We start from the raw sequence: 25,176 nt of genomic DNA, 5'->3' as shown, positions 1-25,176 counted from the left end.
CCTGCATAACTATGCACCCTGTCTCATGACCTTGCTTGTGAAGATGATGCACTCAAGAGGATGATTATGCAAGCCGGGACGGCCCGCGCCGGTGACGGGTCCATGTCCCAGTCCTTTCCAGGCCAATCCCAAGTGGCGGGCGGGATGCTGCCGGGCATGAGCGACTTCCTGCCCGATCTCACCTTCGTCACCCCGTCGCGCGGGCCCGGTCCCGGACCGTTCGGGCGCGTCGTCATCGTGCTGCTGTGGGTGGGGATCTGCGTGCTGCCGGCGGTGCTGTCGGTCCAGGACTTCCGGCTGGCCACCGGGCGGACCGGCACGCCGGGGACGCTGACCGTGCTCTCCTGCGCCGACCTGGGCCAGGGGCGTTACGACTGCAAGGGGCGGTTCACGCCCGACTCCGGCGGCCCGTCCGTCCCGGTGGACGCCTCCCCCGACTCCGCGGCGGGCGACGTGACGCGGGCGCAGCTCACGCCCGAGGGCGACCGGGCGGCGCCGGCCGGGACCAGGGGCGTGCTGGCCGCGATGGCCCTGCCCGCGGTGGGGCTGGGCGGGATCGGGTTCCTGCCCTACGTGCTGCTCTACTGGGCCGGGGCGGGGCGGCGGGCCAGGCGGGCGGCCGTGGCGGCGGGAAGCGTGGTCACCGCCGCCGGGGCGCTGCTGATGGTGGTGGGGGTGGTGGCGGCCTACTCGTGAGGCCGCCACCCGGGCTCACCTGAGGAAGGCGGCGGCGACGCCCGCGTCCACCGGGACGTGCAGGCCCGTGGTGTGGGTCAGGTCGGAGCCGGTGAGCGCGTAGACCGCGGCGGCCACGTGCTCGGGCAGGACCTCGCGCTTGAGCAGGGTGCGCCGGGCGTAGAACTCGCCCAGGCGCTCCTCCTCCACGCCGTACACCGCCGCGCGGTTGGCGCCCCAGCCGGAGGCGAAGATGCCCGAGCCGCGCACCACGCCGTCGGGGTTGACGCCGTTGACGCGGACGCCGTGCTCGCCCAGCTCGGCGGCCAGCAGGCGGACCTGGTGCGCCTGGTCGGCCTTGGCCGCGCCGTAGGCGACGTTGTTCGGCCCGGCGAAGACGGCGTTCTTGGAGGAGATGTAGACGATGTCCCCGCCCATCGCCTGATCGATCAGCACCCGGGCGCATTCGCGGGAGACCAGGAACGAGCCCCGCGCCATCACGTCGTGCTGCAGGTCCCAGTCGTCCAGGCTGGTCTCCAGCAAGGAGCGCGACAACGACAGGCCGGCGTTGTTCACCACCAGGTCCACGCCGCCGAAGGCGAGCACGGCGGCCCGTACGGCGGCCACGACCTGCTCCTCGGAGGTGACGTCCACCTCCACGGCCACCGCGACGTCGGACGCCCGGTACGCCCCGGCCCCGATCTCGGCGGCGACCTTCCCTGCGGCGGCCTGGTCGCGGTCGGCGAGCACCACGCACGCGCCCTCGGCGGCCAGCCGCCGCGCGGTCGCCGCGCCGATGCCCGAGCCCGCGCCGGTGACCAGCGCCACCCGCCCGGCCAGCGGCTTCGGCTTCGGCATCCGGCGCAGCTTGGCCTCCTCCAGCTCCCAGTACTCGATCCGGAACTTCTCCGACTCCGGGATGGGCGCGTAGGCGGAGACGGACTCGGCGCCGCGCATGACGTTGATCGCGTTGACGTAGAACTCGCCGGCCACGCGGGCGGTCTGCTTGTCCTTGCCGAAGGAGAACATGCCGACGCCGGGCACCAGCACGATCGCCGGGTCCGCGCCGCGCATCGGCGGCGAGTCCGGGGTGGCGTGGCGCTCGTAGTAGGCGGTGTAGTCGGCGCGGTAGGCGGCGTGCAGCTCGCGCAGCCGGGCGACCGCCTGGTCCAGGGGCGCGTCCGGCGGCAGGTCCAGGACCAGCGGGGCGACCTTGGTGCGCAGGAAGTGGTCGGGGCAGGACGTGCCGAGCGCGGCCAGGCGCGGGTGCTCGGCGCGGGAGAGGAAGTCCAGCACCTCCGGGGTGCCGGTGTAGTGGCCGACCTGCCGCGCGTCGGAGGAGGCCAGCCCGCGCACGACCGGGAACAGCGCGGCGGCCCGCGCGTGCCGTTCGTCCTCGGGCAGCGGCTCGTGGAGCACCGGCCCGAAGGGGTCGGGACGGCCGTTCGCGGCCAGGTACTCCTCGGCGGTGCGGATGATCTCCAGGGAGCGGGCCTCGCACTCCTGCGAGGTGGCGCCCCAGGCGGTGATGCCGTGGCCGCCGAGCACGCAGCCGATGGCCTGCGGGTTGGCCTCCTGGACGGCGGCGATGTCCAGGCCGAGCTGGAAGCCGGGCCGCCGCCACGGCACCCACACCACGCGGTCGCCGAAGACGCGCCGGGTCAGCTCCTCGCCGTCGCGGGCGGTGGCCAGGGCGATCCCGGCGTCGGGGTGCAGGTGGTCCACGTGGGCGGCCTCGACCAGGCCGTGCATGGCGGTGTCGATCGAGGGGGCGGCGCCGCCCCTGCCGTGCAGGCAGTAGTCGAAGGCGGCGACCATCTCGTCCTCGCGCTCGACGCCGGGGTAGACGGCGGCCAGCGCGCGCAGGCGGTCCAGGCGCAGGACGGCAAGCCCCGCCTCCTTGAGCGTGCCGAGGTCGCCGCCGGAGCCCTTGACCCAGAGCAGGTCGACGTCCTGGCCGGTGACCGGGTCGGCGGCGCGGCCCTTGGCGGAGGTGTTGCCGCCGGCGAAGTTGGTGTTGCGCGGGTCGGCGCCCAGGCGGTGGGAGCGGTCCAGGAGCTCGTTGATGACGTCCATGATGGTCAGGCCCCCCAGCCGGCCTGCGTGCCGCCGACGCGCTCGGCAGCGATTTTCTCGAAATATCCGGACTTGGCGTACGCGGCCATCGGGTCGGGCGCGAGGCCCGTCTCCTCGCGCAGTTCGGCGAGCAGCGGCCGCACGTCGGTGTTGTAGGCGTCCATGAGCACGGCGTTCGCGCCCAGCACGTCTCCCCCGGCCTGGGCGGCGGCCAGCGCGTCCCGGTCGACGAGCAGCGCCTTGGCCGTGGCCTCCTGGACGTTCATGACCGAGCGGATCTGGCCGGGGATCTTGGGCTCGATGTTGTGGCACTGGTCGAGCATGAACGCCACGCCCGCCGCCAGACCGCCTCCGCGCACGACCTCGTACATGATGCGGAAGAGCTGGAACGGGTCGGCCGCGCCCACCATGAGGTCGTCGTCGGCGTAGAAGCGGGAGTTGAAGTCGAAGCCGCCGAGCTTCCCCTCGCGCAGCAGGAACGCCACGATGAACTCGATGTTGACGCCCGGCGCGTGGTGGCCGGTGTCCACGACGACCTGCGCCTTGGGGCCGAGCCTGAGGCAGTGGGCGTAGGCGGTGCCCCAGTCGGGCACGTCGGTGGTGTAGAAGGCGGGCTCGAACAGCTTGTACTCCAGCAGGAAGCGCTGTCCCTCGCCGAGCCGGGCGTACACCGCGGACAGGGCCTCGGCCAGGCGGTCCTGGCGGGCGCGGATGTCGTCCTGGCCGGGGTAGTTGGTGCCGTCGGAGAACCAGAGCTTGAGGGTGTCCGAGCCGGTGGCGTCCATGATGTCCACGCACTCCAGCAGGTGCGCCAGCGCCTTGCGGCGGATCGCCGGGTCGGGGTTGGTGACGCTGCCGAGCATGTAGGCGTCGTCCTGGAAGACGTTGGAGTTGATCGCGCCGATGCCGACGCCGAGCTCGCGGGCGTGGGCGGCCAGGTGGCCGTAGTCGGCCACCTTGTCCCAGGGGATGTGCAGGGCGACCGTGGGCGCGACGCCGGTGTGGGCGTGCACCTGGGCGGCGTCGGCCAGTTTCTCGTACGGGTCGCGCGGCACGCCCCGCTGCGCGAACACCTTGAACCGGGTGCCGCTGTTGCCGTACGCCCACGAGGGCGTCTCGATGTGCAGCGCGCGCAGGGCGGCCTTGATGTCAGTGGTCATGACTTCCCGATCAGTCCAGGTGGAACACTTCGTCCAGCGGCCGCATGCCCTCGTCGGGCCGGCCGTCGAGGTCTTCGAAGAAGGGCGCCATCTCGGCCTGCCAGCGGGCGTTGACCTCGGCGGCCTCCATCGCCTTCCTGGCGGCCTCGAAGTCGGCGGTCTCCAGGTAGCCGACCAGCAGGCCGTCGCCGCGCAGGAAGAGCGAGTAGTTGTGCCAGCCGGCGCGGCGCAGCGCGTCGAGCATGTCCGGCCAGACGGCCCGATGGCGTTCGCGGTACTCCGCCAGCCGCTCGGGACGGACCTTGAGCAGGAAGCAGACGCGTCGCACGGTCACCCCTCTTCAAAACGTTTTAATCTGTCGCGGAGGAAACTACGATCACACGGGGGCGCTGTCAATGCGTCGCCCGGTCAGATCGGCGGCACTGGCCAACTTCACCGTTGGTACGTTTTAATGTGGCGCCATGGCCATGGTCAGCATCAAGGACGTCGCCGCCCGCGCCGGCGTCTCCCCCGGGACGGTCTCCAACGTCCTGAACAGACCGGCGAAGGTCGCCCCGGCGACCCGCGAACGGGTGGAGGCCGCGATCCGGGAGCTCGGGTTCGTCCGGCACGGCTCGGCCTCGACCCTGCGCGCCGGCCACAGCAGGACGATCGGCCTGAGCGTCATCGACATCGGCAACCCGTTCTTCACCGAGGTCGCCGCCGGGGTCGAGGACGTCGCCAGCGAGCTGGGCTACGCGGTGATCCTCGGCAACTCGGCCGGCTCCCCGGACAAGGAGGAGCGCAACCTCGGCGTGCTGGCCGAGCAGCGGGTGCGCGGCGTGCTGATCACCCCGTCCGGCGAGGAGCCGGCCCGGCTGGACCGGCTGCGCGAGCGCGGCATCAGCGTCGTGCTCGTCGACCACCCGGCCCACCGGCCCGACCAGTGCGCGGTCGCGGTGGACGACGTCGCGGGCGGCCGGGCCGCGGTGCGGCATCTGCTGGCCAGGGGCGGGAACAACGTCGCGTACGTGACCGGGCCGCTGACCATCCGGCAGTGCGCCGAGCGGCGGCGGGGCGCGGCGCAGGCGCTGGCCGCGGCCGGGCTCGACCCCGCCTCGCTGCGGGTGGTCGGGGCGGCCGCGATGACCGCCCGCGCGGGCGAGCAGGCCGCCGCCGACCTGATGGCGGACGGCCTGCCCGAGGCCGTGTTCTGCGCCAACGACCTGCTCGCGCTGGGCGTGCTGCGGGCCCTGCTGCGCGCCGGGGTGCGGGTGCCCGACGACGTGGCGCTGATGGGCTACGACGACATCGAGTTCGCCGCCGCCTCGGCCGTGTCGCTGAGCTCGATGCGGCAGCCGACGTACCAGCTCGGCCGCATCGCCACCGAGCTGCTGCTGGACGAGTGCGACAACCCGGCCGAGCACGCCCACCAGCACATCATGTTCCAGCCCGAACTGGTCGCGAGGGAGTCCACCCAATGAGCCGATTCGCAGCCGTGGACCTGGGCGCCTCCAGCGGCCGGGTGCTGGTCGCCGACCTGTCGGACGGGCTCGCCACGTCCGTGGTCCACCGCTTCCCCAACGGCCCGGTCCGCCTGACCGGCCGCCTCCACTGGGACGTCCTGGGCCTCTACCGCGAGATCCTGGCCGGTCTGCGCGCGGCCGGGCCGGTCACCTCGATCGGGGTCGACTCCTGGGCCGTCGACTACGGCCTGCTGGACGAGACCGGCGCGCTGCTCGGCAACCCGGTCCACTACCGCGACGACCGTACGCGGGGGGTGGCCGGGCAGGTGGCCGAGCTGATCGGGGCCGAGGCGCTGTACGCGGTGTCCGGGCTGCAGGTGCTCCCGTTCAACACGATCTACCAGCTCCTGGCCGACCGGCTGGACGGGGCCGCGACGATGTTGCTCGTCCCCGACCTGATCGGCTACTGGCTGACCGGCGAGATCGGCGCCGAGGTGACCAACGCCTCGACCACCGGCCTGCTCGACGTGCGCACCCGGTCCTGGGCGGTGCCGCTGATCGACCGGCTGGGCCTGCCGGAGGGGATCTTCCCCCGGTTGCGGCAGCCGGGCGAGCCGATCGGCGGGGTGCGCCGCGACGTCGCGGCGGAGATCGGCTTCTCGGCGCCGGTGCGGGCGGTGGCCTCGCACGACACCGCCTCGGCCGTGGCCGCCGTGCCGGCCGCCGGGCCCGCGTTCGCCTACGTCTCGTGCGGCACCTGGTCGCTGGCCGGGGTGGAGCTGCCCGCCCCCGTGCTCACCGAGGCGGGCCGGGCGGCCAACTTCACCAACGAGGCCGGGATCGACGGCACCGTCCGCTACCTGCGCAACGTCATGGGGCTGTGGCTGTTGCAGGAGTGCCTGCGGGCCTGGCCCGGCTCCTCGCTGGAGGACCTGCTGGCGGCGGCGGCGCGCGAACGTCCGTTCGCCGCCGTGGTGGACCCCGACCTGCCGGTGTTCCTGCCGCCGGGCGACATGCCCGCGCGGATCGCCGCCGAGTGCCGCCGCACCGGGCAGCGGCCCCCCTCGACGCCGGCGGGCATCGTCCGCTGCGTGCTGGAGAGTCTGGCGCTCGGGCACCGCAACGCGATCCGGCAGGCGATGGAGCTGTCCGGCCGCGAGGTGGAGGTCGTGCACCTGGTGGGCGGCGGCTCGCGCAACGAGCTGCTGTGCCGGTTCACCGCCGACGCCTGCGGGCTGCCGGTCGTGGCCGGGCCGGCCGAGGCGACCGCGCTCGGCAACGTCCTGGTGCAGGCGCGCACGGCCGGGCTGGTCGCCGACCTGGCCGGGATGCGCGCGCTGGTGGCCGACACGCAGGAGTTGCGCCGGTACGAGCCCTCCGGCGACGCCGCCGCCTGGACGGAGGCCGCCGCCCGCCTGGCCTGACGCCAACTGTCCCCCAAGTACGCCTTTGACCTGGGACTTCGGGTTTCCTCCTGCCTGCGAAGGGGAGGACCGGAACCGGGGGGCACGGGCGCCGGGGGGAACGATGCCGAGCAAGGAGCGGGTGCTGCGGCTGCTGTCGCAGGGGCTGGACTACGCCGAGATCGCCAGGTTGCTGGGCGTGCCCGCGGGGCGCGCGTACCTGATCGCGACGGGCGTGCCGGCCGACGGGAGCGACGCGGCGGCACGCCGGCGCGGACGGCCGGGCCTGCTCGCCGGGCGTACCCAGCACCTGGTCAACCCGCGCGAGGTCGGGCCGGTAGAGCGCGGCGACGTGCGCGCCTGGATGCGCGAGCGGGCCTGGAGCGACCGGCGCATGCGCCAGACGGGCGCGTGAGCGGCATGGGGTTCTCCTGGCCGCTGCTGCGGCAGCTCACCGGCAAGGACAAGCTCGGCCGGGCGGCCGCGGTGAAGTCGCCGCGCACGGGCGCGCACCCGGCCCGGACGGCCGCCGCCGACCGCGTGGTCAAGTCGGTGTGCCCGTACTGCGCGGTGGGCTGCGCCCAGAACGTCTACGTCCGTGATGAGAAGGTCGTGCACATCGAGGGCGACCCCGACTCCCCGATCAGCCGGGGCCGGCTGTGCCCGAAGGGCGCCTCCAGCCTCCAGCTCACCACCGGCTCCGGACGGCTGAGCAAGGTCCTGTACCGCCCGCCGTACGCCGCCGACTGGCAGGAGCTCGACCTGGAGACCGCCATGGACATGGTGGCCGACCGGATCATCGCCACCCGCCGGGCGACCTGGGAGTGGGAGAACAAGGGCCGCCGGGTGGCCCGCACGATGGGCATCGCCAGCCTGGGCGGCGCGACGCTGGACAACGAGGAGAACTACCTCATCAAGAAGCTGCTCACCGCGCTCGGCGTGGTGCAGATCGAGAACCAGGCGCGGGTGTGCCACAGCTCGACCGTGGTGGGGCTCGGCACGTCGTTCGGGCGCGGCGGGGCCACGACGTTCCTGCAGGACCTGCAGCACTCCGACTGCGTGCTGATCCAGGGGTCGAACTTCGCCGAGGCGCATCCGGTCGGGTTCCAGTGGGTGATGGAGGCCAAGGCCCGCGGCGCGGTGGTCATCCACGTGGATCCGCGGTTCACCCGCACCAGCGCGCTGGCCGACCTGCACGTGCCGATCAGGGCGGGCTCGGACGTGGCCTTCCTCGGCGCGATCGTCAACCACGTGCTGGAGAACGAGCTGTTCTTCCGCGACTACGTCCTGCACTACACCAACGCGGCGACCATCCTGCGCGAGGACTACCGCGACGCCGAGGACCTCGACGGCCTGTTCTCCGGCTTCGACGCCGAGAACCGCTGCTACGAGGACGACACCTGGCAGTACGAGGGCATGCACACCGTCGCGGCCTCCGGCGAGCGGGACGAGGACTACGACCGCCCGGCGGGCAGCCTCCCGGCCGGCCGCGCCGAGGTGCAGGGCGGCACCGGCGTCCCGCTGGGCGGCGAGATGCGGCGGGACGAGACGCTGCGGCACCCGCGCTGCGTGCTGCAGGTGCTGCGCCGCCACTTCGCCCGCTACACGCCGGAGATGGTCCAGCAGGTGTGCGGGGTGCCGCCGGAGCTGTTCGCCCAGGTCTGCCGCCACCTGACGGAGAACTCGGGGCCGGAGCGGACCGCCGAGTTCGTCTACGCGGTGGGCTGGACGCAGCACAGCGACGGCGCCCAGTTCATCCGCACCGCCAGCATCCTGCAGCTCCTGCTGGGCAACATCGGCCGTCCCGGCGGCGGCATCCAGGCGCTGCGCGGGCACGCCAGCATCCAGGGCTCCAGCGACATCCCGACGCTGTTCAACCTGCTGCCCGGCTACATCCCGATGCCGCACGCCCACGAGCACGAGAAGATGCGCGACTTCCTGCACGCCGACGCCTCCTGCCGCGGTTTCTGGGCGAACATGCCCGCCTACCTGGTGAGCCTGCTCAAGGCGTGGTGGGGCCCGGCGGCCACGCGCGACAACGACTTCCGCTTCGACTACCTGCCGCGCCTGACCGGCTCGCACAGCACGTACGACACGGTGCTCGCGCAGCTAGACGGCACCTGCAAGGGCTACCTGCTGCTCGGCGAGAACCCGGCGGTGGGCTCGGCCAACTCCCGGATGCAACGTCTGGGCATGGCCGAGCTCGACTGGCTGGTGGTGCGCGACCTCAACCTGATCGAGAGCGCCACCTGGTGGAAGGACGGCCCCGAGATCGAGACGGGCGAGCTGGCCACGTCCAGGATCGGCACCGAGGTGTTCTTCTTCCCCGCCGCGGCCCACACCGAGAAGAGCGGCAGCTTCACCAACACCAACCGCTGGTTGCAGTGGCACCACCGGGCCGTCGAGCCGGCCGGCGACGCGCGCAGCGACCTGTGGTTCATGTACCACCTCGGGCGGATCATCCGGCAGAAGCTGGCCGGTTCCGCCGACCCGATGGACCGGCCCCTGCTCGACCTCACCTGGGACTACCCCGTCGAGGGCGAGACGGCCGAGCCGGTCGCCGAGGCGGTGCTCGCCGAGATCAACGGCTGGGACGCCGAGGGCCGGCCGCTCGACGGCTACAGCCAGCTCAAGGACGACGGCTCGACGGTGTGCGGCTGCTGGATCTACTGCGGCGTGTACGCCGGCGGCGTCAACCGGGCCGCCCGCCGCAAGCCGGCCGCCGAGCAGGACTGGGTGGCCGCCGAGTGGGCGTGGGCGTGGCCGGCCAACCGGCGGGTGCTCTACAACCGGGCCTCGGCCGCGCCGGACGGCCGTCCGTGGAGCGAGCGCAAGAAGCTCGTCTGGTGGGACGCGGGCGCCGGCCGTTGGACCGGGCTCGACGTGCCGGACTTCGAGGAGCGCAAACCGCCGTCCTACCGGCCCGAGCCGGGGGCGCAGGGACCGGCGGCGTTGTCGGGCATCGACCCGTTCATCATGCAGGCCGACGGCAAGGGCTGGCTGTTCGCCCCCTCGGGCGTGGTGGACGGCCCGCTGCCCAGCCACTACGAGCCCCAGGACTCGCCGGTCGCCAACCCGCTCTACGGGCGGCAGCGCAACCCGGCCCGCAAGCTCTACCGGCACGAGGACAACCGTTACCAGCCGAGCGGGGCCGAGCCGGGCGCGTCGGTCTACCCGTACGTGGTGACCACGTACCGGCTGACCGAGCATTTCACGGCGGGGGGCATGAGCCGGCACACGCCGTACCTGGCCGAGCTGCAGCCGGAGATGTTCTGCGAGGTCTCGCCCGAGCTGGCCGCCGAGCGCGGGCTCGTGCACGGCGAGTGGGCCACGATCATCACCGCGCGCAGCGCCATCGAGGCCCGCGTGCTGGTCACCGACCGGATGGCGCCGCTGCACCTGGACGGCAAGGTCCTGCACCAGATCGGGCTGCCCTTCCACTTCGGCCCCAACGGCCTGGCCACCGGCGACGCGGCCAACGAGCTGTCGGCCGTCTCGCTCGACCCCAACTCCCACATCCAGGAGGTCAAGGCCCTGTCGGCGGACATCCGTCCCGGGCGCAGGCCGCGCGGCCCGGCGCTGCCGGAGCTGGTGCTGGCCTATCGGCGGCGGGCGGGCGTGACCGAGCACACCGGAACGGAGGTGTGAGCCGTGGCCTTCGACCTCGACCGGGCGCCGCTCGACGCCGGCTACGACGACCCGCCCAGGCGCATGGGCTTCTTCACCGACACCAGCGTCTGCATCGGGTGCAAGGCGTGCGAGGTGGCCTGCAAGGAGTGGAACGCGGTGCCGGAGGACGGGCTGCTGTTCACCGGCATGTCCTACGACAACTCCGTCGGGCTCGGCGCCGACACCTGGCGGCACGTGGCGTTCGTCGAGCAGCGCAAGCCGCTGGGCCACCAGGAGACCGGCGCCCGTGACCTGGACTTCCGCTGGCTGATGGCCTCCGACGTGTGCAAGCACTGCACGCACGCGGCCTGCCTGGACGTCTGCCCGACCGGCTCGCTGTTCCGCACCGAGTACGGCACGGTCGTCGTCCAGGAGGACGTCTGCAACGGGTGCGGCTACTGCGTGCCCGCCTGCCCGTTCGGGGTGATCGGCCGGCGCGCGGAGACCGGCACGGCCGCCAAGTGCACGATGTGCTACGACCGGCTGGAGGTCGGCCAGGAGCCGGCCTGCGCCAAGACGTGCCCGACGGACTCCATCCAGTTCGGCGAGCTGGACGAGCTGCGCGAGCGCGCCGACCGCCGTCTGGAGCAGGTGCGGGCGGCGGGCGTGTCCTCGGCCCGCCTGTACGGCCACGACCCGGCCGACGGGGTGGGCGGCACCGGCGCCTTCTTCCTGCTGCTGGACGAGCCCCAGGTGTACGGCCTGCCGCCGGACCCCGTGGTGACCACCGCGGACCTGCCGTCGATGTGGCGGCACGCCGGCGCGGCGGCGCTGGTCCTGCTGGCCGGGATGGCCGCCGCGGCGGCCTGGAGGAGGGGCGGATGAGCAACCAGACCGACGTGCGCCTGGACGACGCGCCCGGCCTGCGCACCGAGCGCGAGGCCACGCCCGGCTCGGCGGGCCGCGGCAGCCGCTCCCTGCGGCCGCCCGAGCCGGAGGCGGATTCCTACTACGGCCTGCCGGTGCTGAACAGCACGCCCTGGAGCGACCACGACATCGCCGGTTACCTGTTCCTCGGCGGCCTGGCCGGCGCCTCCTCCACGCTGGCCGCCGCCGCCGAGCTGACCGGACGCCCGGCGCTGGCCCGCGCCGCCAAGGTGGCCGCCCTGGGCGCGGTCGGCGGCTCGCTGTACGTGCTGATCCACGACCTGGGCAAGCCGTCGCGCTTCCTGAACATGTTGCGGGTGTTCAAGGTGACCTCGCCGATGAGCGTCGGCACCTGGATCCTGACCGCGTACGGGCCGCAGGCCGGGCTGGCCGCGCTCACCGGGGTGACCGGGCGGTTCCCCCGGCTGGGCCGGGCGGCCACGGTGGGGGCCGGGCTGACCGGGCCGGCGCTGGCCACCTACACCGCCGCGCTGATCTGCGACACCGCCGTCCCGGCCTGGCACGACGGGTTCAGGGAGATGCCGTTCCTGTTCGCGGGCTCGGCCGCCGCGTCGGCGGGCGGGCTCGGCATGCTGGCCGCGCCGGTCGCGCAGGCGGCCCCGGCCCGGCGGGCGGCGCTGCTGGGGGCGGCCCTGGAGTGCGCGGCGGCCGTCCGCATGGAACGCCGGATGGGCCTGACCGCCGAGCCGCTGCGGCGCAGCCGCCTGCTCAGGGCGGGCCAGGCGCTGTCGGTCGCGGGCGCCCTGCTCGGTCAGGGCCTGGGCGCGCGCAGCAGGGTCGCGGCGGTGGCCGCGGGGGCGGCCCTGCTGGCCGGGTCGGTGTGCACCCGGTTCGGGATCTTCCACGCCGGGACGGCCTCGGCGTGCGACCCCCGGTACACCGTCGAGCCGCAACGCCGGCGGCTCGCCAAGTCGAGAGCGGAGCGTGATCTGTCATGAGAAGAGTCGCCGAGTACCTGCCGTTCATGGGCATCGTGCTGGTCGTCTGCACGGCGTCCTGGATCGCGGGCAGGAGCAGGCCGGCCAGGCGGGCCTGACCCCGTCCGGGGATCGGTCGGTGGGGCTTACGCCGTCAGTGGCGGCGCGGGGCATACGATCGGCAGATGACCGAAAAGACCGAAACCGCGCCTGGATGGCTGGCACCCGAAGAGCTCGAGTCGGTGCGCGGCCAGTTGCCGATCCTCTACATCGACGCCGTGCCGGTACGCGTCGACGAGACCGGCGTGGTGACCCGCGTGGGCCTGCTGCTGCGGATCGCGGCGGACGGCACGGTCAGCCGGGCGCTGGTCTCGGGGCGGGTGCTGCACCACGAGCGCATCCGCGACGCGCTGCTGCGCCACCTGGAGAAGGACCTCGGGCCGGTGGCCCTTCCCCGCATCCCCGTCTCGCCGCAGCCCTTCACCGTCGCGGAGTACTTCCCGACGCCGGGCGTCACGCCGTACCACGACCCGCGCCAGCACGCGGTGTCGCTGGCCTACATCGTGCCCGTCGCCGGTGACTGCCGGCCCCGGCAGGACGCCCTGGACCTGGTCTGGTTCACCCCGGAGGAGGCGTCCTCGCCGGCCGTGCAGCAGGAGATGACCGGCGGCCAGGGCGTGCTGCTCAAGCAGGCACTGGCCCACGTGGGCCGCCTGGTCTAGCGCCCCGCCCTGGCCCCCGGCCTGGCATGGGGGAGAACTCGTCGCGCACCCCGTGGCCGTTGAGGCCGCCATGGACGTCCATGGCGGCCGCCGCTCGCGGGGTGTCCCTCGGGACGCATGCGGCTCAGGGGCGTTCGGCGCCCCCTCGCACCCAGTGGTAGAGCGGGTCGCCGGGGCAGTCGGTGTCGTAGCCGTCCCGGTGGCCCTTGACCTCGTCGCCGGCGTCGCCGTGCTCGCGCAGGTACTCGATGGCGTCGACGAGGGCGTTGAGCAGGTCGTCGTTCGGTTCGGTGAACCCGGTGTTGCCGAGCAGGGCGAGCACGGCGTAGTGGCCGGAGTTGAGCCCCGGGCCGTTGGCGGCGGGCAGGACGTGCGGACCCCGGCCCATGAAGGTGCGCCGGTGCGGGCAGCACACCATGTTGTAGCCGAGGTCGATGTAGGTCTCGCCGCGCCCGCCGGACATGTGCATGCGCTGGATGTCCCTGACCAGGTCGACGCACTTGTCGTGGTTGTCGGCGTCCGGCAGGTCGGAGGGCACCTTCCCGCCGGTGTAGTGGATCTTGACGCCTCTGGTGGACGCCAGCCGGGTGTAACTGGTGGTGGGCTTCTTGGCGTGCCAGTCGGCACGGGTGATCAGCTGCATGTGGTGTCTCTCCTGGTAGACGATGCCTCGCCACCAGAATGTCAACTTAAAGTAGCCGCGTCATCACTTTTTGTCACTAGATTCACGTGCCGCCAAAGAAAGACTTCCATGCTGGTCAGGCCGGTTCACCCCCGCTTGTGCACCGTCCGGTCGTGGACGACCGCGTACGTGTTGCGCAGGGCCGCCATCGACTCGTCGTAACTGGCCGCGGCCACGCCGGTGAACAGGCAGTCGACGACCATGAGCTGGGCGATGCGGCTGCCGAGCGCGCCGGAGCGGAACTGGGTCTCGCGGGCGGCCGTCGTCAGCGTCACGTCGGCGGTGGCGGCCAGCGGCGAGTCGCGGAAGTTCGTGATCGCCACCGTGGCCGCGCCCGACCGGCGGGCGATGGCCAGGAACTCGACCGTGTCCACGGTCGCGCCGGCGTGCGAGACCGCGACGGCCACGCAGCCGGCGTCGAGCGTGGCCGCCGACGTCCAGGCCGAGTGGGCGTCGTGCCAGTTGATCGCGGTACGCCCGATGCGCGAGAGCTTCTGCTGCAGGTCGAGGCCGACCAGCGCGCTCGCGCCCACACCGAAGGTGTCGATCCGGCGCGCGGCCAGCAGCAGGGCGACCGCCCGGCCCAGGGCCCGCATGTCCAGGGAACGGGCCGTGTCGGCGATGGACAGCGTCTCGTTGGTGGCGACCTTGGAGACGATGCCCTCCAGGCTGTCGTGGCGGTCGATGTCGCCCGACACCTCCGGCAGGCTCGACGTGGTCAGCTCCTCCCGGGCGGCGGCCCTGGTCAGGTCGATCCGGAAGTCCTTGAAGTGGGCGTATCCCATGCGCTGGTAGAAGCGCACGACCGAGGTCGTCGAGGTGGCGCAGCGGGCGGCCAGCTCGGCGATGGACAGGTTCGCGGCGGCGGCCGGGTCGCCGGTGAACGTCTCGGCGATGCGCCGCTCCGACGGCCGTAATGCGGGCATGGCCGCACGGATGCGGATCAGCAGGCTTCCGTCGTCCTCGACCATTCGTCATCCATCCCTGTTGAGGAAATTTAGTACACCAGTGGTAGGGTCTGCGTAATTTTATGACCTACTGCCCCTGAGGAGACCACATGCCCCGTGGCGCGCTCTCCGCGATCGGCGCCGCCGCAGTGCTGTCCATCGCCCTGACCTCCTGTTCATCATCTTCCGGGCCCGCGACCAGCACCGGCGCCACGGGCAAGTCCGGCGGCGCCCTGGTCGTCGGCGTGACCTCCGACCCCGACACGCTCTTCCCCTGGAAGGCCACCCAGTTCACGGCCGTGAACGTGTTGCAGAACATCTACGGCACCCTCACCGAGTTCGACAAGGACCTGAACGTCGTGCCGGGCCTGGCCGAGTCGTGGCAGGCGTCCGAGGACGGCAAGAAGCTGACCCTCACCCTGCGCAAGGGCGTGACCTTCGGCGACGGCAGCGCCTTCGACTCCAAGGACGTCAAGGCGTCCCTGGAGAAGATCATGGACGAGAAGACGGCGGCCGTGGCGCGGGCGTCGCTGGCGTCGGTGAAGTCGGTCGAGGCCCCCGACGAGAGCACGGTGGTGCTGGAGCTGACCGGCCCCGACGCCGCGCTCCCGGCGAACCTGGCCACCGTCAACATGGCGATGCTCTCCTCCGACGACACCGAGGAGAAGCTCAACGCCACCCCCAACGGCACCGGCCCGTTCACGCTGGGCAAGCGCGTCCCGAGCCAGTCGCTGACGCTGGCCAGGAACGACAAGTACTGGGGCGCCGAGAAGCCGAAGGTGGGCAGCGTCGAGTTCCGGGTGATCCCGGACGAGTCGTCCATCGTCTCGGCCATGCAGTCGGGCAACGTGCAGCTCGCGGTCTTCAACGACCCGCTGGTCGCCCAGACCGCGCAGGGCGGCGGCACGATCACCGTCACCAAGACGCCGCAGCTCAGCTACCACGCCCTCCAGCTCAACGCCCAGCGCGGCGACCTCAAGGACGTCAACGTGCGCCTGGCGATCCAGTGCGCGATCGACCGCAAGCAGGTGCTCGACACCGCCGCGCTCGGCGAGGGCGAGGTGACCGGGCCGATCACCGCCCCGGCCTTCAAGTCCGACCCGGCCAAGCGTCCCTGCCCGGCCCGCGACCTGGCCAAGGCCGCCGAGTACCTCGGCAAGGCGGGCAAGTCCGGCGGCGTGACGGTCAAGGCCATCGTCTCCCAGGGCGAGTACGCCACCTCCGTGAACGAGGCCCAGAACCTCAAGGCGCAGCTCGCCGAGGCGAAGATCACCCTGGACCTGGAGGTGCTGGAGTCCGGCGCGTTCGTGGACCGCTGGGTGGCGGCCGACTTCGACGCGGCCGTCGCGCTCAACGGCGGGCGCCCGGACCCCGACGGCTCCTACGGCCGCTACTTCACCAGCAAGGGCAACCTGAACAAGGTCGCCGGGTACAGCTCGCCGGAGCTGGACAAGCTGTTCGCCGAGGGCAAGGCCACGACCGACCCGGCCGCCCGCAAGGCGATCTACGAGAAGGTCTCGGCCGAGCTGGAGGCCAACGCGCCCTGGATCTGGCTGTTCACCAGCTACACCTACACCGGCACCACCTCCAACGTGTCCGGGTTCGTACCGATGGTCAGCGGGTCGCTGCAGTACCTGCGCACGACGTCCGTCGCCTGATGCGCCGGATCCTCGCAAGCCGGGCCGTCCGGCGCGTGGCCTCGACGATCGGCACCCTGTTCGGGGTGGCCGTGTTCGTCTTCGTCATGCTCCGGGCGATCCCGGGCGACCAGATCACCGCGGGGCTCGGCACGGAGGCGGCTGCCCTCACCCCGGCGCAGCGCGTGGCCCTGGAGCAGTACTACGGGCTGGACCAGTCGCCGGTCACGCAGTTCTTCTCCTGGCTGGGCAACATGCTCACCGGCAACTTCGGCTACTCGGCCCGCTCGCAGCAGGGCGTGCTGGAGATGACGCTGCACTCGCTGCCGGTGACGTTCGAGCTGGCGGTGTTCTCGATCGTGCTGGCGCTGCTGCTGGGCGTGCCGCTCGGCATGTTGTCGGCGTCCAGGACGAACTCGCCGCGGGACGCCTTCGGCCAGGTCGTGAGCCTGGCCGGGCTGTCGGTCCCGGCGTTCCTGCTGGCCACGACGCTGCTGTCGATCTTCGCGGCGTCGTTCGGCTTCAACCCCAACGGCCAGGGCTTCGCCACGCTCGCCGAGGACCCGCTGCTCAACCTGCAGCAGATGTTCCTGCCCGCGCTCGTGCTCGGCTTCGGCATCGCCGCGCCGATCCTGCGCACCACCCGTACGGCGGTGCTGGAGGTGCGCTCGGAGGACTTCGTGCGCACCGCCCGCGCCAAGGGCGTGCCGCCGCGCCGCCTGCAGGTCCGGCACGTGCTGGGCAACGCGCTGGTGCCGATCGTGACGATGACCGGGCTGCAGTTCGGCTACCTGCTCGGCGGCGCGGTCGTGGTCGAGCAGATCTTCTCCGTGCCCGGCGTGGGCCGGCAGGTGCTGCTCGGCATCCAGCAGAAGGAGTACGCGGTCGTGCAGAGCACGGTCCTGGTCATCGCGCTGGCGTTCGTGCTGGTCAACCTGCTGACCGACGGGCTGTACCGGATCATCGACCCGCGGGTGAGGGCGTCGTGACCGCGCTGCGCAGGAGCCCCGCCATGCTGGCGGGCACGATCGTGCTGCTCGTGCTGGCCGTGGTGGCGGCGCTGTCGTACGCCGGGCTGCTCCCCTACGACCCGATCGCCCAGAACCCGCCCGAGCGGTTCCTGTCGCCGTCCGGGACGCACCTGTTCGGCACCGACCAGTTCGGCCGGGACGTCTTCTCCCGGGTGGCGGCCGGGGTCGGCAACTCGGCGCTCATCGCGGTGGTCGCGGTGGCCTTCGCCACCGTGGTCGGCACGCTGGGCGGCCTGGTGTCCGGGTTCTACCGCGGCCTCGCCGACGGCGCCATCGGCGGCGTGACGAACGTGCTGTTCGCGTTCCCGCCGCTGCTGCTCGCGCTCTCGCTGGCCTCGGTGCTGGACCGCAACTGGTTCACCGTCGCCGTCGCCATCGCGATCGTGTACGTCCCCATCTTCATCCGTGTCACGCGCGGCCCCGTGCTCTCCCTCCGGGAGATCGAGTACGTCAAGGCCGCGGTCTCCACCGGCCAGAGCCGCTGGCAGATCATGCTCAGGCACGTGCTGCCCAACATCACCTCGATCATCGTCATCCAGGTGGCGCTGTCGTTGTCGTGGGCGGTGCTGACCGAGGCGTCGCTGAGCTTCCTCGGCCTGGGCACGCCGCCGCCCGCCCCCTCGCTGGGCTCGATGATCTTCGAGGCGCGCAGCCTGGTGTTCGTCGCCCCCTGGACGCTGATCGCGCCGGGCGCGGTCGTCGTGCTGCTGGTGGTGGGCCTGAACCTGCTCGGCGACGGCCTGCGTGACACTCTCGACCCCAGAACCCGAGGCAAGCGGTGAACCTCTCAGAACTGACCACGGAATCGGCCGACCCGCGCTTCGCGGGCATCGACACCATGAGCGTGGCCGAGCTCGCCGCGACCATGAACGCGGCCGACGCCACCGTCCCCGCCGCGGTCGCCGCGGCGCTGCCGCAGATCACCCCGGCCATCGAGGCCGCCGCCGAGCTGGTACGGGCCGGCGGCCGGCTGGTCTACGTGGGCGCGGGCACGCCGGGCCGGCTCGGCGTCCTGGACGCCTCCGAATGCCCGCCCACCTTCAGCACCCCGCCCGAGCAGGTCTTCGCCGTCATCGCCGGCGGCGAGCGGGCGATCGTGCACCCGTGCGAGGGCGCCGAGGACGACGCGGGGGCCGGCGCGGCGGCGATCGACGCGGCCGGCGTCGGGCCGCTGGACACGGTGGTGGGCATCGCCTCCAGCGGGCGCACGCCGTACGTGCTGGGCGCGGTGCGGCGGGCCCGCGAGCGCGGCGCGCTGACCGTCGGCCTGTCCTGCAACCCGGGCACCCCGCTCAGCGGCGAGGCCGAGCACGCGATCGAGGTGCTGGTCGGGCCCGAGGTGGTCAGCGGCTCGACCCGGCTCAAGGCGGGCACGGCGCAGAAGCTCGTGCTCAACATGTTCTCGACCATCGTCATGGTCCGGCTCGGCAAGACGTACGGGAGCCTGATGGTCGACGTCAAGGCCAGCAACGGCAAGCTACGGGAACGGGCGATCAGGATCGTGCGCACGATCGCCGGTGTGGACCGCGAGGAGGCGGAACGGGTGCTCGACCAGCACGGTTTCAACGTCAAGCAGGCGGTGCTCGGCGCCCGGCTCGGGCTCGGGCCGCAGGAGGCGGCGGCGCTGCTGGACCGCAGCGAGGGACGGCTGCGCGTGGCGCTGGGAGAGCCGGCATGAAGATCCTCGGCATGATCTCCGGCACCTCGCACGACGGCATCGACGTGGCCCTGGTCGACTTCGGCCTCGATGGCGACGTGCTGACCGGCCGCGTGCTGCACACCGCGAGCACCCCCTATCCGGACGAGCTGCGCGCCCGGCTGGTGGCCGCGCTGCCGCCCGCGCCCGTCACACTGGCCGAGGTATGCGTGCTCGACACGCTGATCGGCCAGTGCTTCGCCGAGGCCGCCGCGGCCGCGGCCGAGCAGGCCGGTCCGGCCGACCTGATCGTCTCCCACGGCCAGACGGTCTTCCACTGGGTGGAGGGCGCGCACGCGCGCGGCACCCTGCAGATCGGCCAGCCCGCCTGGATCGCCGAGCGCACCGGCGCGCCCGTGCTGTCGGACGTGCGCATCCGCGACATCACCGCGGGCGGGCACGGCGCCCCGCTGGTCTCCGTGCTCGACGACCTGCTGCTCGGCGGCCTGCTGTCGGACGGACGCACGGGCGGCACGGGCGGCACGGGCGGCGCGGCGGCGCTCAACCTGGGCGGCATCTCCAACATGACCGTCGTGCGCGACGGCGGCCTGAGCGCCTATGACATCGGCCCGGCCAACGCCCTCGTCGACGCCGTGGTGTCCGGCCGCGGCCTGAACCCGCGCGGCTACGACGAGGACGGCCGGATCGCCGCCTCCGGCCAGGTGGACGAACGCCTGCTCGACGTGCTGCTCGACGAGCCGTACTACCGGCTGGCCGCGCCGAAGAGCACCGGCAAGGAGCTGTTCCACCTGGCCTACGTCGAGGCGGCGATCGCCAGGGCGGGCCGCGAGCCGTCCGGCCCCGACCTGGTGGCGACGCTGACCGAGCTGACGGTCCGCACGGTGGCGGCCGACGTCGCCGCGGCGGGCGTGGACGTGCTGGTCGTCTCCGGCGGCGGCTGCCGCAACCCGATCATCATGGACGGCCTGCGCGCCGCCCTGCCCGGCGTGCGGGTGTCGCTGTCCGACGAGCTCGGCGCCCCGGCCGACGACAAGGAGGCCATCGCCTTCGCGCTCATCGGCTGGCTGACCGCCCACGGTCTGCCGGGCACCGTCCCCGGCGGCACGGGCGCGAAGGCCGCCCGGGTGCTCGGCACGCTGACGCCGGGCGCGGGCCCGCTCGTGCTGCCCGCCCCGCTGCCCACGCCGCCGCGCTCGCTGGTGCTGCGCCGATGACCCGGGCTCCCGCCGCGCCGCCCGGCCCCGAGCCGGCGAGCCCCGAGCCCGGTCCGCCCGCGGGCCTGGTCCGGGCGGCCCGCACGCCGTGGTTCGACCTGACCGAGTGCACCGGCCACCGCACCGTGCGCCGGGCGGACGGCGGCGCGCTGGCCGGCGAGGCCCCCATGACCCTCGGCACGTACCACGACCTGGCCTCGGTCACCAAGGTCGTCGCCACCACGACGGCCCTCGTCCGCCTGGTCTCCGACCGCCTGGTGGACCTGGACGAGCGGGCGGCCGCGTACCTGCCGGAGGGCTGCCCCGACCAGGTCACCGTGCGGGACCTGCTGCTGCACCGGGCCGGGCTGTGGGAGTGGTGGCCGATGTACCTCGATGCGCGGATGCCCGCCCCGCGCTACGCGCCCGGCCGCGAACGGCACTACTCCGACCTGGGCTTCATCCTGCTCGGCCGGGTGGTCGAGAGCGTCACCGGCACGTCGCTGGACCGGGCGGTGGCCGAGCTGGTCACCGGGCCGCTCGGGCTGGCCGACACCACGTACGCGCGGCCTGCCGGACCCGATGCGGCCATGAGCGCCCTGGACGACCGGGTCGAGATGCGCATGCTCGACACCTCCGAGCCGTACCCGGTGCCCTTCCGCAGCGCGGACTTCGCCGGCTGGCGGCACGAGCCCGTGCTCGGCCAGGTCGCCGACGGCAACGCCTACCACGCCTTCGCCGGCGTGGCGGGCCATGCCGGGCTGTTCTCCACCGTCCCGGACCTGCTGCGGTACGCCACCGCGCTGTCCCGCTACGAGGAGCACGACCGGCTGTGGCGGCCCGAGGTCGCCCGCGAGTTCTTCACCCCCGGCCCCGACCCCGGCCAGGCGCTCGGCTTCCGCACCTACCGGCTCGACCTGCGGGAGGAGACCGTCACGGTGCTCGGCCACCCCGGCTACGTCGGGTGCGCCGTCGGGTTCGTCCCCGGCCGGGACGTCGCGATCGCGCTGGCGAGCAACCGCCTGCTGACGACGGCCGCGCCGACGCCCACCGACGCCCTCTGGACCGGCCTGCTGCAGGCCATCACCCACCGATCGAGGACCGCATGACCCCGCTCCTGGAGATCCGCGACCTCTCCGTCGCCTTCCGCACCCGCAAGCAGGACGTCACCGTCGTCAAGAACGTCTCGATGGAGATCCTGCCGGGACAGACCGTGGCCGTGGTGGGCGAGTCGGGTTCGGGCAAGTCCACCACGGCCGCCGCGGTCAACCGGCTGCTGCCCGCGGGCGGCCGCATCACCACCGGCCAGGTGCTGTTCGACGGCCGCGACCTGGCCGGGGTGAGCGAGCGCGAGATGACCGCCGTCCGGGGCGCGGGCATCGGCCTGGTGCCCCAGGACCCGATGTCCAACCTCAACCCGCTCATGCGCATCGGCGACCAGATCGCCGAGGCCCTGGAGGTGCACGGCCTGGCCGCGGGCAGGGCGGCGCGCGGGCGCGTGACCGAGCTGCTGGAGATGGTCGGCATCCCCGAGCCGGACCGGCGGGCCGGGCAGTACCCGCACGAGTTCTCCGGCGGCATGCGGCAGCGGGCGCTCATCGCCATGGGCCTGGCCTGCCGGCCCAAGCTGCTCATCGCCGACGAGCCGACCTCGGCCCTCGACGTGACGGTGCAGCGGCGCATCCTCGACCAGCTCGGGCAGCTCACCGCCGAGATGGGCACCGCCGTCTTCCTCATCACGCACGACCTGGCGCTGGCCGCCGAGCGGGCTGACGTGGTGGCCGTCATGTACCGGGGCGAGATCGTGGAGACCGGCCCGGCGGCCGAGCTGCTGGCCGACCCGCGGCACGAGTACACCCGGCGGCTGCTGAAGGCCGTGCCGAGCCTGTCGTCGGTGCGGGTGGCCGAGCCCGGCCCCGAGCAGAGCGCCGAGGACCTGGTCGTGGTGGAGGACCTGCGCAAGGTGTTCCCGCTGCGGGGCGGCGCCGGGGAGTTCACCGCGGTGGACGGGGTCTCCTTCACGATCCCGCGCGGACGTACCGTCTCGGTCGTGGGCGAGTCGGGCTCGGGCAAGTCGACCACCGCCAACCTGCTGCTCGGCCTGGACGGCATCACCTCCGGCCGGATCCTGTTCGACGGCACCGACCTGACCTCGCTCGGCCGCCGGGAGCTGTTCGCCTTCCGCCGCCGGGTGCAGCCGGTCTTCCAGAACCCGTACGCCTCGCTCGACCCCCGCTACACGGTCGAGAAGTCGATCGCCGAGCCGCTGCGCGTGCACCGCGTGGGCACCCCGGCCGAGCGCGCGCGGACCGTCGCCGAGCTGCTGGAGAAGGTGTCGCTGCCGGCGTCGGTGGCCGAGCGGCTGCCGCACGAGCTGTCCGGCGGCCAGCGGCAGCGGGTGGCGATCGCGCGGGCGCTGGCGCTCTCCCCCGAGCTGGTCGTGCTCGACGAGGCCGTCTCCGCGCTGGACGTGCTGGTCCAGGCCCAGATCCTGGAGCTGCTCGCCGACCTGCAGCGCGACCTCGGGCTCAGTTACCTGTTCATCAGCCACGACCTGGCCGTCGTCCGGATGATCTCGCACCGGGTGCACGTGATGCAGGCGGGCCGGATCGTGGAGAGCGGCACGGCGGCCGAGATCTTCGGCTCGCCGCGCGCCGACTACACCCGCGAGCTGCTCGCCGCCATCCCTGGACGGGCCGCCTGATGGTAAGTTGGAAATCCGGACCTACCTGAGCGGAGGGGCCTTGTCCCGCCCGAGAGAGTGCTCGATCGCCAACGCGCTGGCCGTCGTGGGCGAGCGGTGGAGCCTGCTGGCGATGCGCGAGATCATGCTCGGGGTGCGCCGCTTCGACCAGATCGCCCGCAACACCGGCGCCAGCCGCGACATCCTCACCGCCCGGCTGCGCAAGCTGGTCGAGGTGGGCCTGCTGGAGCGGGTGCCGTACGAGCGGCACCCGCCGCGCCACGAGTACGTCCTCACCGAGTCGGGCCAGGCCCTGCACACGGTCCTGCTCGCCCTGATGGACTGGGGCGACCGGTACGTCACCGAGGGCGAGCCGCCCACCGTGTGGCGCCACTCGTGCGGCGAGCCCCTGGAGCCGCTCACGGTGTGCGCGCACTGCCGGGAGCCGGTGCGTCCACAGGAGCTGACCGTGATCCGGGTTGACCAGCCGCGGTAGCGGAACGGCCGTCCTGATGGACCGACCGCAGTAGCGCGACCGTCTTCCCAGGGTCCGCCGGGGGTCGTGGTAGGGCCTGCCCTACCACGCAATGGCCCGCCGCCAGGATCGAGCGCTCCCCCGCCGGGCCCGTAGCGTCGTAACCATGACAACCCTCCGGCACCGCGTCGCCACCGACACCCGTTACACCCTGCTCGGCTTCCCCGCGGCCGCCGCCTCCTTCACCCTCGCCGTCGCCGGAGTCTCGGCCGGTCTCGGCTCGGCGGTCGTGTTCGTCGGGCTGCCCGTCCTGGCCGCCACCGCCGCCATGGCCCGCCACTTCGCCGACCTGGAGCGCGCCGCGCTCCCCGGAGTGCTCGGCCACCCGATCGCCCGCCCCCGCTACGCGCAGACCCCCGCGGGGGCGGGTTCCTTCCGCCGCATGATGAACCCGCTGGCCTCCGGCCAGGCGGCGATGGACCTGCTGCACGCGATCATCACCTTCCCTGTCTCGCTGGCCGCCGCCGTCGTGAGCGCGGTGTGGTGGGCGGGCGCGCTGCTCGGCCTGACCTTCCCGGTCTACGGCTGGGCGATCGCCGCGATCCCCGGCGTGGACGGCGGCCTGCCCGCCCTGCTCGGCCTCGGCACCGGAACCGTGCCGTTCGTGGTGTTCAACACGGCGGTGGGCCTGCTGTTCGCGCTCACGCTCGTCCCGGTGGTGCGGACGGCGGCCCTGGTGAAGGCGAGCGTGTCCCAGGCCCTGCTGACCCCCGCCCACGTCCCGTCCGTGGAGGGCGCCTCCCCGGTCTGGGTGACAGCCCGCTAGGGACGGGGCTACCCTCCCAAGTGCCGACGTTTCCGATCTTGTGAGGGCAGGGAAGCCGTGCCGTCGTGGGCAGAGCTGCCGATCGGCCAGGTGGTTCGGCTCGACGCCGACCCCGACGCCGTGGCGCTGGCCCTCGATCCCCTGCCGGACGACGCCCCGGCCGTCGTCACCTACTTCGCCGCCGGGGAACGTTCCGTCGCCGACCTGGCCGCCTCCGTCCTGCGCGAGCTGGACAAGGCGGCCATCGCGCTGTTCCCGGCCTGGTTACCGGGGGCCGAGGGCATCGAGGGCCCGTCCGGGGTGAACGTGGCCGCGGTCCAGGCGCTGGCCCTGCGCAGGGCCTCGGTGACCGGCCACTTCGGGCCGTTCCTCGCCGAGCTGGCCCGGCGGGCGTTGACGGGCGCACCCAGCGCTCTGGCGCCGGAGGTCCGGGCGGCGGGGCTGGTCAGAGTGCTGGCCGACAGCTTCGGCCGGGCCCGGCTGGCGGTCCTGGTGCGGGTGCCGGACGGGCTCGGCGCGGCGGCCCGGGAAGTGCTGGTCGCCGGGTGCGAGTGGCTGGCGCACCGGGGCCGGGCCGGCGTCTGGCTGGCGGGCGCGCCCCTGCACGACGACCGCGTGCGGACGATCGCCACCCCGCTCCCCGCGAACCCGCTCCCGGCAGCTGCAGTTGGCGCCCGCGAAGCCGTCCCGGTTCCCGGGACCGCCGATCGGGCGCCCGCCGTCGCATATCCGCCGGTGGCGGGCAGGCCGCATCCGGGCAGCGCGAGCGAGCGGGCGCTGGAGGCCGCCTTGTCCGCGCGGGCGTGGGCCGGGGGCCGGGCCTGGAACCAGACGTACCGGCCGGGGCCGCTGGCCGTGCCGATCCGGGTGGACCTGCTCTGGGAGCGGGAGCGGTGCGTCGTGGAGATCAACGGCCCCGACCACCGGGCGCCGGCCAAGTTCGCCGCGGACCGGCAGCGGGACGTGCTCCTGCAACTCGACGGTTACGCCGTGCTGCGCTTTCCCGATGCTCAGGTGATGACTGACATGGACACCGTCGTCCGTCAGATCGGCCAGTTTCTGCGGAACCGCCGCAGAGCGGAAGGATGAG

The 25,176-nt window shown here is 73.1% G+C and carries 23 protein-coding genes; 18 read left to right on the top strand and 5 right to left on the bottom strand.

Annotated elements, in window-relative coordinates; all coding sequences use genetic code 11:
• Nucleotides 1-156: 156 nt before the first annotated feature.
• The gene (locus AB0C33_RS10840; RefSeq protein ID WP_358285884.1) at nucleotides 157-696 is read left to right on the top strand and encodes a hypothetical protein; all 540 of its coding nucleotides are present in this window, start codon (nucleotides 157-159) and stop codon (nucleotides 694-696) included.
• Nucleotides 697-711: 15 nt separating this feature from the next.
• Here AB0C33_RS10840 and AB0C33_RS10835 read toward each other — a convergent pair whose 3' ends face one another.
• Genes AB0C33_RS10835 through AB0C33_RS10825 form a run of 3 tightly spaced genes read right to left on the bottom strand, consistent with a single transcriptional unit; the run spans nucleotide 712 to nucleotide 4,239 of the window.
• The gene (locus tag AB0C33_RS10835) at nucleotides 712-2,751 is read right to left on the bottom strand and encodes a bifunctional aldolase/short-chain dehydrogenase (protein ID WP_358285881.1); all 2,040 of its coding nucleotides are present in this window, start codon (nucleotides 2,749-2,751) and stop codon (nucleotides 712-714) included.
• Nucleotides 2,752-2,756: 5 nt separating this feature from the next.
• A complete protein-coding gene (rhaI, locus tag AB0C33_RS10830) occupies nucleotides 2,757-3,911 on the bottom strand; it encodes an L-rhamnose isomerase (RefSeq protein WP_358285878.1) in 1,155 nt (384 codons plus the stop codon).
• Between the two features lie 10 nt (nucleotides 3,912-3,921).
• Nucleotides 3,922-4,239, bottom strand: a complete 318-nt coding sequence (locus AB0C33_RS10825; RefSeq protein WP_358285875.1) for an L-rhamnose mutarotase — start codon at nucleotides 4,237-4,239, stop codon at nucleotides 3,922-3,924.
• A 133-nt stretch (nucleotides 4,240-4,372) separates the two neighbouring features.
• On the opposite strand from AB0C33_RS10825, the gene AB0C33_RS10820 reads away from it, so the two are divergent.
• The 7 genes from AB0C33_RS10820 to AB0C33_RS10790 all read left to right on the top strand — a co-directional run bounded on the left by AB0C33_RS10820 (nucleotide 4,373) and on the right by AB0C33_RS10790 (nucleotide 12,955).
• Complete coding sequence (locus tag AB0C33_RS10820; protein ID WP_358285872.1) at nucleotides 4,373-5,374, top strand: substrate-binding domain-containing protein; 1,002 nt, start codon at nucleotides 4,373-4,375, stop codon at nucleotides 5,372-5,374.
• Nucleotides 5,371-6,780 (top strand): rhamnulokinase family protein, encoded by a 1,410-nt coding sequence (locus AB0C33_RS10815; RefSeq protein ID WP_358285869.1) that lies wholly within the window; start codon nucleotides 5,371-5,373, stop codon nucleotides 6,778-6,780. The genes AB0C33_RS10820 and AB0C33_RS10815 overlap by 4 nt, the downstream gene beginning before the upstream one ends.
• A gap of 103 nt (nucleotides 6,781-6,883) precedes the next feature.
• The gene (locus AB0C33_RS10810) at nucleotides 6,884-7,174 is read left to right on the top strand and encodes a hypothetical protein (protein WP_358285867.1); all 291 of its coding nucleotides are present in this window, start codon (nucleotides 6,884-6,886) and stop codon (nucleotides 7,172-7,174) included.
• Nucleotides 7,175-7,179: 5 nt separating this feature from the next.
• A complete protein-coding gene (gene fdh / locus AB0C33_RS10805; protein ID WP_358286001.1) occupies nucleotides 7,180-10,407 on the top strand; it encodes a formate dehydrogenase in 3,228 nt (1,075 codons plus the stop codon).
• Between the two features lie 63 nt (nucleotides 10,408-10,470).
• On the top strand, nucleotides 10,471-11,253 hold the full coding sequence (locus AB0C33_RS10800) for a 4Fe-4S dicluster domain-containing protein (protein WP_352364982.1): 783 nt from the start codon (nucleotides 10,471-10,473) through the stop codon (nucleotides 11,251-11,253).
• Nucleotides 11,250-12,254 (top strand): NrfD/PsrC family molybdoenzyme membrane anchor subunit, encoded by a 1,005-nt coding sequence (gene nrfD, locus AB0C33_RS10795; RefSeq protein ID WP_358285864.1) that lies wholly within the window; start codon nucleotides 11,250-11,252, stop codon nucleotides 12,252-12,254. The genes AB0C33_RS10800 and nrfD overlap by 4 nt, the downstream gene beginning before the upstream one ends.
• A 164-nt stretch (nucleotides 12,255-12,418) precedes the next feature.
• Nucleotides 12,419-12,955, top strand: coding sequence for an NUDIX hydrolase family protein (locus AB0C33_RS10790; RefSeq protein ID WP_352324412.1), 537 nt, complete (start codon nucleotides 12,419-12,421; stop codon nucleotides 12,953-12,955).
• Nucleotides 12,956-13,079: 124 nt separating this feature from the next.
• Here the strand turns inward: AB0C33_RS10790 and AB0C33_RS10785 are convergent, their stop codons facing one another.
• Nucleotides 13,080-13,598, bottom strand: coding sequence for a peptidoglycan recognition family protein (locus AB0C33_RS10785; RefSeq protein ID WP_358285861.1), 519 nt, complete (start codon nucleotides 13,596-13,598; stop codon nucleotides 13,080-13,082).
• Between the two features lie 125 nt (nucleotides 13,599-13,723).
• Nucleotides 13,724-14,608 carry a MurR/RpiR family transcriptional regulator gene (locus tag AB0C33_RS10780; RefSeq protein WP_358285858.1) on the bottom strand — a complete coding sequence of 295 codons (885 nt, stop codon included), beginning with the start codon at nucleotides 14,606-14,608 and terminating at the stop codon, nucleotides 13,724-13,726.
• Nucleotides 14,609-14,694: 86 nt separating this feature from the next.
• Between AB0C33_RS10780 and AB0C33_RS10775 the strand changes: the two genes are divergently transcribed.
• The 10 genes from AB0C33_RS10775 to AB0C33_RS10730 all read left to right on the top strand — a co-directional run bounded on the left by AB0C33_RS10775 (nucleotide 14,695) and on the right by AB0C33_RS10730 (nucleotide 25,175).
• Entirely contained in the window at nucleotides 14,695-16,242 is a 1,548-nt protein-coding gene (locus AB0C33_RS10775) for an ABC transporter substrate-binding protein (RefSeq protein WP_358285855.1), read from the top strand.
• The gene (locus AB0C33_RS10770) at nucleotides 16,242-17,210 is read left to right on the top strand and encodes an ABC transporter permease (protein ID WP_358285852.1); all 969 of its coding nucleotides are present in this window, start codon (nucleotides 16,242-16,244) and stop codon (nucleotides 17,208-17,210) included. Before AB0C33_RS10775 ends, AB0C33_RS10770 begins: the two co-directional genes overlap by 1 nt.
• On the top strand, nucleotides 17,207-18,034 hold the full coding sequence (locus AB0C33_RS10765) for an ABC transporter permease (RefSeq protein WP_358285849.1): 828 nt from the start codon (nucleotides 17,207-17,209) through the stop codon (nucleotides 18,032-18,034). The genes AB0C33_RS10770 and AB0C33_RS10765 overlap by 4 nt, the downstream gene beginning before the upstream one ends.
• Nucleotides 18,031-18,930, top strand: coding sequence for an N-acetylmuramic acid 6-phosphate etherase (gene murQ / locus AB0C33_RS10760; RefSeq protein ID WP_358285846.1), 900 nt, complete (start codon nucleotides 18,031-18,033; stop codon nucleotides 18,928-18,930). Before AB0C33_RS10765 ends, murQ begins: the two co-directional genes overlap by 4 nt.
• Nucleotides 18,927-20,123 (top strand): anhydro-N-acetylmuramic acid kinase, encoded by a 1,197-nt coding sequence (locus AB0C33_RS10755; RefSeq protein ID WP_358285843.1) that lies wholly within the window; start codon nucleotides 18,927-18,929, stop codon nucleotides 20,121-20,123. Before murQ ends, AB0C33_RS10755 begins: the two co-directional genes overlap by 4 nt.
• The gene (locus AB0C33_RS10750) at nucleotides 20,120-21,211 is read left to right on the top strand and encodes a serine hydrolase domain-containing protein (protein WP_358285840.1); all 1,092 of its coding nucleotides are present in this window, start codon (nucleotides 20,120-20,122) and stop codon (nucleotides 21,209-21,211) included. Before AB0C33_RS10755 ends, AB0C33_RS10750 begins: the two co-directional genes overlap by 4 nt.
• Complete coding sequence (locus AB0C33_RS10745) at nucleotides 21,208-22,806, top strand: ABC transporter ATP-binding protein (protein ID WP_358285837.1); 1,599 nt, start codon at nucleotides 21,208-21,210, stop codon at nucleotides 22,804-22,806. Before AB0C33_RS10750 ends, AB0C33_RS10745 begins: the two co-directional genes overlap by 4 nt.
• 40 nt (nucleotides 22,807-22,846) lie before the next feature.
• On the top strand, nucleotides 22,847-23,281 hold the full coding sequence (locus AB0C33_RS10740; RefSeq protein WP_358285834.1) for a helix-turn-helix domain-containing protein: 435 nt from the start codon (nucleotides 22,847-22,849) through the stop codon (nucleotides 23,279-23,281).
• A gap of 145 nt (nucleotides 23,282-23,426) precedes the next feature.
• Nucleotides 23,427-24,086: a sensor domain-containing protein gene (locus tag AB0C33_RS10735; RefSeq protein WP_358285831.1), complete on the top strand. Its 660-nt coding sequence runs from the start codon at nucleotides 23,427-23,429 to the stop codon at nucleotides 24,084-24,086.
• A gap of 57 nt (nucleotides 24,087-24,143) precedes the next feature.
• Nucleotides 24,144-25,175, top strand: a complete 1,032-nt coding sequence (locus tag AB0C33_RS10730) for a DUF559 domain-containing protein (protein ID WP_358285828.1) — start codon at nucleotides 24,144-24,146, stop codon at nucleotides 25,173-25,175.
• Nucleotide 25,176 lies beyond the last annotated feature (1 nt).

This window comes from Nonomuraea sp. NPDC048881 (assembly GCF_040649795.1).
GTDB lineage: Bacteria > Actinomycetota > Actinomycetes > Streptosporangiales > Streptosporangiaceae > Nonomuraea.
The sequence above is the reverse complement of the archived record's forward strand: the minus strand, read 5'-3'. Positions and strand labels throughout refer to the sequence as shown.

Coding starts and splice junctions, on each gene's coding strand:
- AB0C33_RS10840 (WP_358285884.1), top strand. CDS start 157: ATGAGCGACTTCCTGCCCGATCTCACCTTCGTCACCCCGTCGCGCGGG.
- AB0C33_RS10835 (WP_358285881.1), bottom strand. CDS start 2,751: ATGGACGTCATCAACGAGCTCCTGGACCGCTCCCACCGCCTGGGCGCC.
- rhaI (WP_358285878.1), bottom strand. CDS start 3,911: ATGACCACTGACATCAAGGCCGCCCTGCGCGCGCTGCACATCGAGACG.
- AB0C33_RS10820 (WP_358285872.1), top strand. CDS start 4,373: ATGGCCATGGTCAGCATCAAGGACGTCGCCGCCCGCGCCGGCGTCTCC.
- AB0C33_RS10815 (WP_358285869.1), top strand. CDS start 5,371: ATGAGCCGATTCGCAGCCGTGGACCTGGGCGCCTCCAGCGGCCGGGTG.
- AB0C33_RS10810 (WP_358285867.1), top strand. CDS start 6,884: ATGCCGAGCAAGGAGCGGGTGCTGCGGCTGCTGTCGCAGGGGCTGGAC.
- fdh (WP_358286001.1), top strand. CDS start 7,180: ATGGGGTTCTCCTGGCCGCTGCTGCGGCAGCTCACCGGCAAGGACAAG.
- AB0C33_RS10800 (WP_352364982.1), top strand. CDS start 10,471: ATGGGCTTCTTCACCGACACCAGCGTCTGCATCGGGTGCAAGGCGTGC.
- nrfD (WP_358285864.1), top strand. CDS start 11,250: ATGAGCAACCAGACCGACGTGCGCCTGGACGACGCGCCCGGCCTGCGC.
- AB0C33_RS10790 (WP_352324412.1), top strand. CDS start 12,419: ATGACCGAAAAGACCGAAACCGCGCCTGGATGGCTGGCACCCGAAGAG.
- AB0C33_RS10785 (WP_358285861.1), bottom strand. CDS start 13,598: ATGCAGCTGATCACCCGTGCCGACTGGCACGCCAAGAAGCCCACCACC.
- AB0C33_RS10780 (WP_358285858.1), bottom strand. CDS start 14,608: ATGGTCGAGGACGACGGAAGCCTGCTGATCCGCATCCGTGCGGCCATG.
- AB0C33_RS10775 (WP_358285855.1), top strand. CDS start 14,695: ATGCCCCGTGGCGCGCTCTCCGCGATCGGCGCCGCCGCAGTGCTGTCC.
- AB0C33_RS10770 (WP_358285852.1), top strand. CDS start 16,242: ATGCGCCGGATCCTCGCAAGCCGGGCCGTCCGGCGCGTGGCCTCGACG.
- AB0C33_RS10755 (WP_358285843.1), top strand. CDS start 18,927: ATGAAGATCCTCGGCATGATCTCCGGCACCTCGCACGACGGCATCGAC.
- AB0C33_RS10750 (WP_358285840.1), top strand. CDS start 20,120: ATGACCCGGGCTCCCGCCGCGCCGCCCGGCCCCGAGCCGGCGAGCCCC.
- AB0C33_RS10745 (WP_358285837.1), top strand. CDS start 21,208: ATGACCCCGCTCCTGGAGATCCGCGACCTCTCCGTCGCCTTCCGCACC.
- AB0C33_RS10735 (WP_358285831.1), top strand. CDS start 23,427: ATGACAACCCTCCGGCACCGCGTCGCCACCGACACCCGTTACACCCTG.